The organism is Williamsia sp. (assembly GCF_036566845.1).
In the GTDB taxonomy this organism is placed as follows: Bacteria; Actinomycetota; Actinomycetes; order Mycobacteriales; family Mycobacteriaceae; genus Williamsia.
In genome coordinates, this window is sequence record NZ_DATCVM010000078.1 from 1 (window position 1) to 9,580 (window position 9,580).

Here is a 9,580-nt window from a genome sequence, read left to right on the forward strand (position 1 = left end):
CCCGCCGCAATTGCCAGTCGTTTGACGATGCGCATGGTGGTCCCCTTTGATGGTCGGCTTTGTTTGGACTATCGAAAGGGCGCCGCCGTTTTGTTACCGCGATCACAAAGTTGTGACTGTCACCTCGGGAAGTAGATGACCTGATTGGCAAACAGCGAATCCGGTGCGGAGATGTAGTTTGCGGCCGCAACCACTCCGATCCAGGTGTCCAGGTTCTCGTTGCCGTATTCGGCGAGGCACAGACTGTGAAGGGTGTCGCCGGCCGCTCGGGCGCGCCGGTTCAGTCCGGGTCGGATCAAGACCTGCCCGAGGGCAAGTGTTGCGTTGTGGGGCAGTTGATTTGCGTGTGCAAGCATGATCCGAAGATGATCGTCGCCGTACCAGCGGAAAGCGAGTTCGTGAAGGTTGTCGCCGGTGACCACCGTGTGATGGCCGGGGTTGAGCAGGTCGGGAATGTGCAACCACGATCCCTCTTGTATCGGGCGCTGGGCGACACCGTTGATGATCTCCCAGATCAATTGCATGCCGGGGTCCGCGACGCCGTAATACTGCTGTGTGATCGCCTGCCGAACCGCCGGGGAATCGGGTGAGGAGAAATGATGGCGGAATGTCACGTAGGGCAATTCCAGATTCTGCCCGATATTGATGACATTGGGATCGGCCAGATGATTCTGGCGTGCGATCACCGGAAAAAGGTTGCCGTCTCCGTACTCGTGTTGCGCGATGGAGAAGAGGGTGTCCCCGGACTGAACGTTGTAGGTCTTCATCGTTACCTCGCTCGTAGGCGTGCTGTCGGTCCAGGTGGGGCGTGGAACCGCACTCGGTCGGGCATCGCGGTGAACACGCGTAACGGGACTATGTGAATTCTCGCAGTCTGCCCCGGTCCGGTCTAGTAGAGGATGCCTCTCTCAAATGAGAATGGCGTTCTGATAGTGTGCACGCAATCGCGCACCACAACGTCGAAGGGGCATTTTCGGACCATGTCGGACAATCAACTGGAGTTGTTGGCATCCAATGCCTTCGAGAATCGCACCGTGCTCATGTCAGGCGGTAGCCGCGGTATCGGGCTGGCCATCCTGACCGCGCTCGCCAAGCGAGGTGCCAACATCGTGCTCCTGGCCAAGACCGACGTGCCGCATCCCAAGCTGCCCGGCACGATCCACACGGCGGTCGACGAGATCAAGGCCGCCGGTGGAAAAGCCGTCGGTGTGGTCGGTGACGTGCGTGTCGACGACGACGTCCAGCGTGCCGTCGCGACCGCTGTCGACACCTTCGGCGGCATCGACATTCTCATCCACAACGCCAGCGTCATCAATGAAGCCGGCACCGCTGATCTGCCGCTCAAGCGCTACGACCTGATGCAGGGTGTGAACGTTCGCGGAATGTTCTCCCTGACCCAGGCCGCGCTGCCGCACCTGGCCAAGTCACCCAACGCGCAGATCCTCTCCATCGCGCCGCCGCTCAACATGTCGCCGTACTGGCTGGGCAAGTTCCCCGCCTACACACTCTCGAAGTACGGCATGACCGTGCTGGCGCTCGGCTTCGCCGCCGAGTTCGCCGACCAGAACATCGCCAGCAACTGCCTGTGGCCCGAGACGACCATCGCGACCGCGGCGGTGAAGAACCTGCAGTCCGATCCCGCGGCCGCCATGCATGCCCGCGAGCCCGAGGTGATGGCCGACGCCGCCACCCTGATCCTGTCGCGGCCGTCGTCGGCCACCGGTGAGGTGCTGATCGATGCCGAGGTGCTCAAGGGAGCCGGCGTCGCCGACCTCTCCGTTTACGGTGGCAGCGAACCCCTCGACCTGGACTTCTACATCGACGCCTGACAAGCGGAGCCGCGTCAGCCGACGACGATCCGGGCGATCTCGATGGCCTGCTCCTGCGTGGTCGCTTCGAGTCCGGTCGGGCCCTCGATCTGGATGCTGATCAGTGCTTCGTCGACACACACGGTGAGCTCACCTTCGGCATCGGTCGAGTTCTCGAAGTCTTCAGGCTGCCACCACGCTTGATCGTCCACGCCGGAGACGGGTGTGACGGGGTGGATGTGGTCGGACGGTTCGATGCACTGAACTGTGTTGTCGCTGAATTGTTCGGCGAACGACAGGGCGAGATCGATCTCGATCGTGTTGTCGTCCGTGGCCAGGTGTCTGGTCTCGTACGAGCATCCAACGGTCTTGTAGTTGATGTCGTCGACAGTGCTCCGAGCCCCCGACGACGGAGTCGGGTTACCGAAGTCGGCGCCGAAGATCTGCGTCAGGTCGGCCGACGTCAGTCCCGCGCAGTCGGCGCGAAGGTTGGTGCCGCCCGCCGGCGCCGAGGTCGCATGCCGACGCTCCTCACATCCGGGTCGGTCCGTCCACCGTCTGCCCGACATCGCGCGAATTTCGCCGCAGTCGCCGTTGTTGCTGTTGTTGCCGTTGTTGCCGTTGTTGCCGGCCCACAGTCGAACGACGGGGGTAGTTTTGCCCTATGTCGTTGATCGATGGCCTCGTCTCGGCCGACAAGCTGCCGTTGACATTGGCGTTTGTGGGATTTCTGCTGACCTTCATCATCACCCGGACGATCACGAGAATGATCCGCGCGGGCCGGGGGCCGTTCCGGGACAATGTGTCCGGCGGTGTCCACATCCATCACGCCATACCCGGCATCGTGCTGACCATCTCCGGTGCGTTCACGTCGGTGGCCGTCGATGGGCAGTCACCAGGTGCCGAGATCAGCGCGGTGATGATCGGGATCGGCGCCTCGCTGGTGCTCGACGAGTTCGCGATGATCCTGCGCCTGCAAGACGTCTATTGGTCTGAGCAGGGCCAGCTTTCGGTTCAGGTGGTGACGATGACCGGGGCGGTGCTCGGACTGTGGGTGCTCGGGCTCAACCCGCTCACCGGGGACCGCGGCTTCGGTTCCGGCCATCTGGCGCTGCTCGTGGTGGGCGCGATCCACATCGGTGCCCTGCTGTTGTGCGTCGAAAAGGGCAAGTATTCGACTGCGGTGGTCGGGGCGTTCGTTCCGCCCCTGGCATGGTTTGCCGCGCTGCGCATCGCGCGCCCGCAATCACGTTGGGCGCGTAAGCACTACGGACCCGACAAAGTCGAACGCGCCCGCACGCGGGCCGAGAAGTTCGATCGTCGCTTCGGACATTGGGGGTTGGGCATCGAAGATCTGGTGGCGGGCAAGCCGACCGACAAACCGTCCGTCCCGCCGCCGTCACCGACGGGAATCGGTGACGGCGAACGGCGGATGAGGTGAGCTGCCGGGTTCAGACCTTTTCGAAGATCGCGGCGAGGCCCTGACCGCCGCCGATGCACATGGTCTCGAGGCCGTACCGGGCGTCGCGGCGCTGCATCTCGCGGGCCAGTGTCGCCAGCATCCGGCCACCGGTGGCACCGACGGGGTGACCCAGTGAGATGCCCGAACCGTGGACGTTGGTGCGCTGGTGATCGTCGGCGGTGAACTTCCACTCGCGCATGACGGCGAGGGCCTGTGCGGCAAATGCCTCGTTCAGTTCGATCAGGTCGATGTCGGAGAGCGTGAGCCCGGCCTTGGCGAGTGCCTTCTCGGTTGCCGGCACCGGTCCGATGCCCATCATCTTCGGCTCGACGCCGGCCACACCCCACGACACCAGTCGCACGAGCGGGGTCAGCCCCAGTTCGGCGGCCTTCTCGACGGTGGTGACGATGCACATCGACGCGGCATCGTTCTGGCCGCTGGCGTTGCCCGCGGTGACCGTGGCTTCGGGATCCTGCTTGCCCATGATCGGGCGCAGCTTGGACAGCGATTCGACGGTGGTGTCGGCGCGGGGGTGCTCGTCGGTATCGATGACCTGGTCGCCGGAGCGGCTCGGTACGGACACCGGCACGATCTCCTCGGCGAGAAGTCCGGCCTGCTGCGCGGCGACGGCCCGGGTGTGCGAGGCGACGGCCAGTTCGTCTTGCTCGAGTCGGCTGATGCCGTACTCGCGGCGCAGGTTCTCAGCGGTCTCGATCATGCCGCCGGGCACCGGATTGAAGTGGCCACCGGCGGTGGATCGGGCGCGGACCAGGCTGTCGTGCATCTGGATGCCGTTGCGGGCGCCACCCCAGCGCATGTCGACGGAGTAGAACGAGGCGTTGCTCATCGACTCGGTGCCACCTGCCACGACAAGCTCGTTGTCACCGCTGCCGACCTGGAACGCGGCCTGGATGACCGTTTGCAGGCCAGACCCGCAGCGGCGGTCGATGTGCATTCCGGGGACGGTCACCGGCAGGCCGGCATCGAGTGCCACGACCCGGCCGATCGCCGGTCCTTCGCTGTTGCCGTTGCAGTGCCCGAGGATTACGTCATTGATCTCGTCCGGTGCGATGCCGGTCCGCTCCAGCAGCCCCTTCAGAGCCGCCACACCGAGATCGACGGCGGTGAGTGACTTGAACATCCCGCCATACCGACCGATCGGTGTGCGTACCGGCTCACAGATCACAACCTCGCGCATCAGTGCCTCGATTCTGTCACTCGTCCACCTGCGAACTGAAACTCCAACAGTATCGGACCCCAATATAGACGATCCAGACTCGACAATGCAGGGTAGTCCCATGACCGTCTGTACCGCATCGGCCACCCGATGAGCAAAGAACACGAACCGCAAGCCCTCCCCCTCGTAGGCGTGCGAATCATCGAGGTATCCAGCTTCGTCGCTGCACCCCTCGCCGGAATGACGTTGGGATCGCTTGGCGCCGAGGTGATCCGCGTGGACCCGATCGGCGGTGCCGCGGACTACCATCGTTGGCCGGTCACAGACGACAACGAATCGATCTACTGGGCCAACCTGAACCAGGGCAAACGTTCGCTGGCCGCCAACTTCCGTGACCCCGAGGCCACCGCTCTGATCCGCGATCTCATCCTCGAGGCCGGGATCCTGGTGACCAACGCCGCCGGCCGCGACTGGCTCGACTACGACAAACTGGCGGGGGAGCGGCCCGACCTGATCCACGTCCAGGTACTCGGCCGGGCGGATGGGCGCGGTGCTCTCGACTACACGGTCAACGCCGCGATGGGCTTTCCACTCGTGACCGGCCCGACCGCGCTGGGAACACCCGTGAACCATGTGCTGCCGGCATGGGACGTGGCCTGCGGACTGTATGCGGCGCTGTCGGTGACGGCCGCGGTGCACCGGCGGGCGAGCACCGGGGAGGGGGCCAAGATCGTGCTTCCCCTCGAGGACGTGGCGCTGGCGACGATCGGCCATCTCGGTTACCTGGCCGAAGTGCAACTCGGGGGCCCTGATCGGCCCCGGGTCGGCAACTTCGTATACGGCACCTACGGCAGTGACTTCCGTACCGCCGATGGCGAGACGATCATGGTTGTCGCGGTCACGCCGCGACACTTCCGCGACCTGGCCGAGGTCACCGGTACCGCCGATGCCATCACCGCGCTGGAAACCGCACTGGGCGTGGACTTTCGGGATGACGGTGACCGCTTCCGCCACCGCGACGTGTTGAGCGGCTTGTTCTCGATCTGGTTCCGCGATCGGACGGTCGAACAGGTGGAGGACGCGCTGAGCTCGACGGCCGTTGTGTTCGAACGCTATCGGACCTTCTCCCAGATCGCGGCTGATCCGCGCGTCACCGAGAACCCGATGTTCCAACAGGTCGACCAGCCGCGGATCGGCTCGTATCTCGCGCCGACCACACCGATGTCGATCGACGGACAGTATCCGGCGGCACGGCCCGCGCCGGCCAACGGGGACGACACCGCGTCGGTGCTGACCGACTACCTGGGATTGACCGAGAGCACGATCGCGGGCCTCGAGGCCCGCGGGGCCATCAGGGTGTCGACGCCTATCACCGCGAAGGAAACGTAAATGACACGTCTTGCGCAGACGCATGACCTGACCGAGCTACAGACCGATATCCTGTCCACCGTCCGAAATTTCGTGGACCGCGACATCATCCCGAACGCGCAGGAGCTCGAACACTCCGACACGTATCCGCAGGCGATCGTCGACAAGATGCGCGAGATGGGTCTGTTCGGGCTGATGATCCCGGAGGAGTACGGCGGGCTCGGGGAGTCACTGCTCACCTACGCACTGTGTGTCGAAGAGCTCGCCCGCGGGTGGATGAGCGTTTCCGGTGTGATCAACACGCACTTCATCGTTGCCTACATGATCCGCCAGCACGGAACCCCGGAACAGAAGGCCCATTTCCTTCCACGGATGGCCACAGGTGAAGTGCGCGGGGCATTTTCGATGTCGGAACCGGAACTGGGATCCGATGTTGCCGCTATCCGTACGCGGGCACAGCGTGCCGGCGACGACTACGTGATCAACGGGCAGAAGATGTGGCTGACCAACGGTGGCAGTTCCACCCTGGTGGCCGTTCTGGTCCGCACCGACGAAGGGGCGGACAAGTCCCACGAGAATCTCACCGCCTTCCTGGTGGAGAAGCCGGCCGGATTCGGCGAGGTGGCACCGGGTCTCACGATTCCCGGAAAGATCGACAAGATGGGATACAAGGGGATCGACACCACTGAGTTGGTGTTCGACGACTACCACATCTCGTCCGACATGGTCCTCGGTGGTGCTCCCGGCCGCGGCTTCTTCCAGATGATGGACGGTGTCGAGGTCGGACGCGTCAACGTGTCGGCCCGGGCCTGCGGCGTGGCGATCAGGGCCTTCGAGCTCGCGGCCAAATACGCCCAGCAGCGCAGCACATTCGGCAAACCCATCGCCCAGCACCAGGCGATCTCGTTCTCGCTGGCCGAGATGGCGACCAAAGTCGAAGCGGCACACCTGATGATGGTCAACGCCGCCCGGCTCAAGGATTCCGGCGAACGCAACGACGTGGCCGCCGGCATGGCGAAGTACCTGACGAGCGAGTACTGCGCGGAGGTGACTCAGGCCAGCTTCCGAATCCACGGTGGCTACGGGTATTCGAAGGAATACGAGATCGAACGCCTCATGCGTGAGGCACCGTTTCTGCTGATCGGCGAAGGCACCAGCGAGATCCAGAAGACGATCATCAGCAAGGGCGTGATGCGGAGCTACATGCTCTGAGAGGTGGCTACAGGATTGCCTGCCGGCTTCGTCGGTGGCCGGCAATCCTGCGAAACGACCTCTCCAGCAATGATGTCGGTGCCCGTTCCGGATCCATCAGTTCGTTCTCGGCCATCTCGCTGTCCTCATCGGAAATGAGTTCGTGGTCGAACGGAACGAGGGTCTTGCCCTGGCCGCGCAGCGCATCGATCGCAGCGATCAGCGCTCCGTGTGCGTCCACGTTCTTCTCGAGTTCGTCGCCCGTGACGTCGAGATGTTCGGTGAGCAGGCGATTCCGGACACCGCGGATCGCCGCGCGGTGAGCGTCCGCGTCAGGCTGTCCGGGTTCGATCTCGACGGCGAGGTCGCATTCGCTGTCGAAACCCATCGATCGATTGTTGAGATTGGACGATCCCACCCGTAGGAAACGGTCGTCCATCACCAGGATCTTCGCGTGAACGTAGATCGGCGCACCGGACGTCGTCACCGGATGGTAGGCCCGGAAACGATCGTATGTATCGGCGCCCCAAAGCATGTGAAGCAGTCGGTGGCGGGCGCCGTCCATCGTTTGCTGTTCGAGCCAGCCGTCGGCGTGACGGGGCAACACCAGCACGATCTCGGGCCCGTCGGGTTCACGAAGCCGCTTCTCGATGGCCTCGGCGATCGCGCGTGACGCCAGATACTGACTTTCCAGATAGAGGTAGTCCCGGGCGTCGGCAATTGCTGCCAGATATAGGGATTCGATCTCGCGAATCTCATCGCGTCCCGGTATCGCCGGCAGGGTCCTGGCCACGGCCACCGTGACCGATCGCATTGTCGGTTCCAGATCGGAGGGCCAGTAGTCGCCGCTCCCGGTGTTGGTGACCGGTGCGAGTTCGGCCCTGGTGGCCGCCTGCCACCGGTCGCGGGCCATCTGGGCCACCGCCTTCGCCGCGGCGCCGTCGACAGCGGTGGTGGCGTCGTGCCAGGGACCATAGGTCTTGCCGCTGGGCTTGGTCCGGTAGGTGTTCTGGTCGGCGTGGTCGGAGGTGTCCCACCGGTCGACGGTCATGTCGATGCCGCCACAGAAGGCGATCTGATCGTCGATGACCAGGATCTTCTGATGATGTGCCGCACCCAGGGGATGTGCGAGGTCGATCTCGAAATGCAGTGAGTCGGGAGTGAGCCAGTTCTGGACGAACACCGGTGCCATGCCACGCGTGACCGCGGCAAACGCGCCCAGACTCCACTTGAGCAGCTTGATCTCCAGCCCGGGCCGGTTCTGGGGCAACCATTTCAGGAAGGAACCGAGGTCATTCGGCCCGTCGAGCGTCGCGCCCTGCGGCTCGAACTTGATCCGGGTGTCAAAATCCCAGCCGATCAACATGATTCGGCTCTGCGCCTGCAACATCGCGGCCTTGGCGTGCCGGAAATACTCGGCGGCGTCGATGATGACGGCGAGCCGGTCGGTTTCGGCGATCTGCCAGCAGGTGTCGCCGGTCACCAGAACCGGTTCAGAAACACTCACGGAGCTCCCCGGTCGTCGGCAGATTGGGCCTCGACAAACTAACACGGCGATGAGCCCGCGATGGTCCCGGAGTGGACTGCCGCCACCGGCTGGAATCGGTGGTCAACAGAGTGGTCGAGCATCGAACGAACCGGTACGAATCGTCAGAATGCCTCTGCGGGCATTGCGACGGGGTCTTCGACCACTCGTTCGCGGGACAGCAGGAAGATCGATGCGATGAGTCCGACTGCGAATACTGCCGCGGCAGCATAGAACCCGACGGCGATCGCGTCGGCGGTCTTGTCGATGAGTTCCTGCTTCGGATCGCGGCTCGAATGGACCGCTTGTGTGCCGGCGTGCTGATGGGCGAGGACGATTGCTCCGATGACCGCCACTCCGATGGCGCCACCGAGTTGGCGGACCGTTTGGACGATCCCCGACGCCTGCGCTCTCTGGGTTGCGAGAGCGATGATGATCCACTCCTCGCCGTAGGAACCGTGCGGGGCGAGGCCGCACAGGGTGGAGGCAACGAAGAAGACAATGACACCGGCGCGGAACGTGGTGACCGGGCCGCATTTGACCCCGAATTTGCCGCCGAGCGACAGTTGCGGCCATTGCGACGACGTCGGCGTTGACCACCCATTGCTGACCGCTCGGCGACAGCGGCAGTTCGCGGGTCATGGTCGGAAGTGCCACGGTCACAACGGTCTGGTCCAGCATGATCATCGACAGGCTGCCGGTCATCGAGACCAGTGTCAGCCAACTGTGGCGCGTGGGAGCGGTATCTGGGGTTGGCTGAGCGGTCATCAGTGGAGCCACCTTCGACGTGTGATCGAACAACCCCCGAATCAGATGTGGCCCCATCGCATCAGGGGCGGTGAAGGCTGGAGAGCGTAGTCGAACAAAGATTCGACAGATCGCGGATCTGTCTGTAGACTAGGTGCAATAACTCGTTCAGATGTGCTGGGGGGCACCGTGACTGACGATCATTCTGTTGATTCTCTTGATTCTGGTTTGTCTGTTGATGCTGTGTCGGTTCCGGTGTTGGTGGGTAAGTATCTGGAGTTGGAGGTGCTGTTGGCTGATAT

Annotated in this window: 9 protein-coding genes; 4 read left to right on the forward strand and 5 right to left on the reverse strand. The window is 63.6% G+C overall.

What is annotated here, in order from left to right; genetic code table 11:
* Nucleotides 1-119: 119 nt before the first annotated feature.
* Nucleotides 120-767, reverse strand: coding sequence for a LysM peptidoglycan-binding domain-containing protein (locus tag VIQ49_RS06475; protein WP_331882213.1), 648 nt, complete (start codon nt 765-767; stop codon nt 120-122).
* Between the two features lie 213 nt (nt 768-980).
* On the opposite strand from VIQ49_RS06475, the gene VIQ49_RS06480 reads away from it, so the two are divergent.
* On the forward strand, nt 981-1,829 hold the full coding sequence (locus tag VIQ49_RS06480; RefSeq protein ID WP_331882216.1) for an SDR family oxidoreductase: 849 nt from the start codon (nt 981-983) through the stop codon (nt 1,827-1,829).
* Between the two features lie 14 nt (nt 1,830-1,843).
* On the opposite strand, the gene VIQ49_RS06485 is transcribed toward VIQ49_RS06480, so the two are convergent.
* Nucleotides 1,844-2,377 (reverse strand): hypothetical protein, encoded by a 534-nt coding sequence (locus tag VIQ49_RS06485; protein WP_331882218.1) that lies wholly within the window; start codon nt 2,375-2,377, stop codon nt 1,844-1,846.
* A gap of 95 nt (nt 2,378-2,472) precedes the next feature.
* Between VIQ49_RS06485 and VIQ49_RS06490 the strand changes: the two genes are divergently transcribed.
* Complete coding sequence (locus VIQ49_RS06490) at nt 2,473-3,249, forward strand: hypothetical protein (protein WP_331882221.1); 777 nt, start codon at nt 2,473-2,475, stop codon at nt 3,247-3,249.
* 10 nt (nt 3,250-3,259) lie between these two features.
* Here the strand turns inward: VIQ49_RS06490 and VIQ49_RS06495 are convergent, their stop codons facing one another.
* On the reverse strand, nt 3,260-4,468 hold the full coding sequence (locus VIQ49_RS06495; RefSeq protein ID WP_331882223.1) for an acetyl-CoA C-acetyltransferase: 1,209 nt from the start codon (nt 4,466-4,468) through the stop codon (nt 3,260-3,262).
* Between the two features lie 129 nt (nt 4,469-4,597).
* Between VIQ49_RS06495 and VIQ49_RS06500 the strand changes: the two genes are divergently transcribed.
* Both VIQ49_RS06500 and VIQ49_RS06505 read left to right on the forward strand, forming a co-directional pair.
* Nucleotides 4,598-5,836, forward strand: a complete 1,239-nt coding sequence (locus tag VIQ49_RS06500) for a CoA transferase (protein ID WP_331882225.1) — start codon at nt 4,598-4,600, stop codon at nt 5,834-5,836.
* Entirely contained in the window at nt 5,837-7,027 is a 1,191-nt protein-coding gene (locus VIQ49_RS06505) for an acyl-CoA dehydrogenase family protein (RefSeq protein WP_331882228.1), read from the forward strand.
* A gap of 7 nt (nt 7,028-7,034) precedes the next feature.
* Here VIQ49_RS06505 and VIQ49_RS06510 read toward each other — a convergent pair whose 3' ends face one another.
* Both VIQ49_RS06510 and VIQ49_RS06515 read right to left on the reverse strand, forming a co-directional pair.
* Nucleotides 7,035-8,513 carry a phospholipase D-like domain-containing protein gene (locus VIQ49_RS06510; RefSeq protein WP_331882230.1) on the reverse strand — a complete coding sequence of 493 codons (1,479 nt, stop codon included), beginning with the start codon at nt 8,511-8,513 and terminating at the stop codon, nt 7,035-7,037.
* A 143-nt stretch (nt 8,514-8,656) separates the two neighbouring features.
* Complete coding sequence (locus VIQ49_RS06515) at nt 8,657-8,887, reverse strand: hypothetical protein (protein WP_331882233.1); 231 nt, start codon at nt 8,885-8,887, stop codon at nt 8,657-8,659.
* Between the last annotated feature and the right edge of the window lie 693 nt (nt 8,888-9,580).

Excerpts from the sequence above, each read along its gene's own strand:
- VIQ49_RS06475 (WP_331882213.1), bottom strand. The coding sequence starts at position 767 with ATGAAGACCTACAACGTTCAGTCCGGGGACACCCTCTTCTCCATCGCG.
- VIQ49_RS06480 (WP_331882216.1), top strand. The coding sequence starts at position 981 with ATGTCGGACAATCAACTGGAGTTGTTGGCATCCAATGCCTTCGAGAAT.
- VIQ49_RS06485 (WP_331882218.1), bottom strand. The coding sequence starts at position 2,377 with ATGTCGGGCAGACGGTGGACGGACCGACCCGGATGTGAGGAGCGTCGG.
- VIQ49_RS06490 (WP_331882221.1), top strand. The coding sequence starts at position 2,473 with ATGTCGTTGATCGATGGCCTCGTCTCGGCCGACAAGCTGCCGTTGACA.
- VIQ49_RS06495 (WP_331882223.1), bottom strand. The coding sequence starts at position 4,468 with ATGCGCGAGGTTGTGATCTGTGAGCCGGTACGCACACCGATCGGTCGG.
- VIQ49_RS06500 (WP_331882225.1), top strand. The coding sequence starts at position 4,598 with ATGAGCAAAGAACACGAACCGCAAGCCCTCCCCCTCGTAGGCGTGCGA.
- VIQ49_RS06505 (WP_331882228.1), top strand. The coding sequence starts at position 5,837 with ATGACACGTCTTGCGCAGACGCATGACCTGACCGAGCTACAGACCGAT.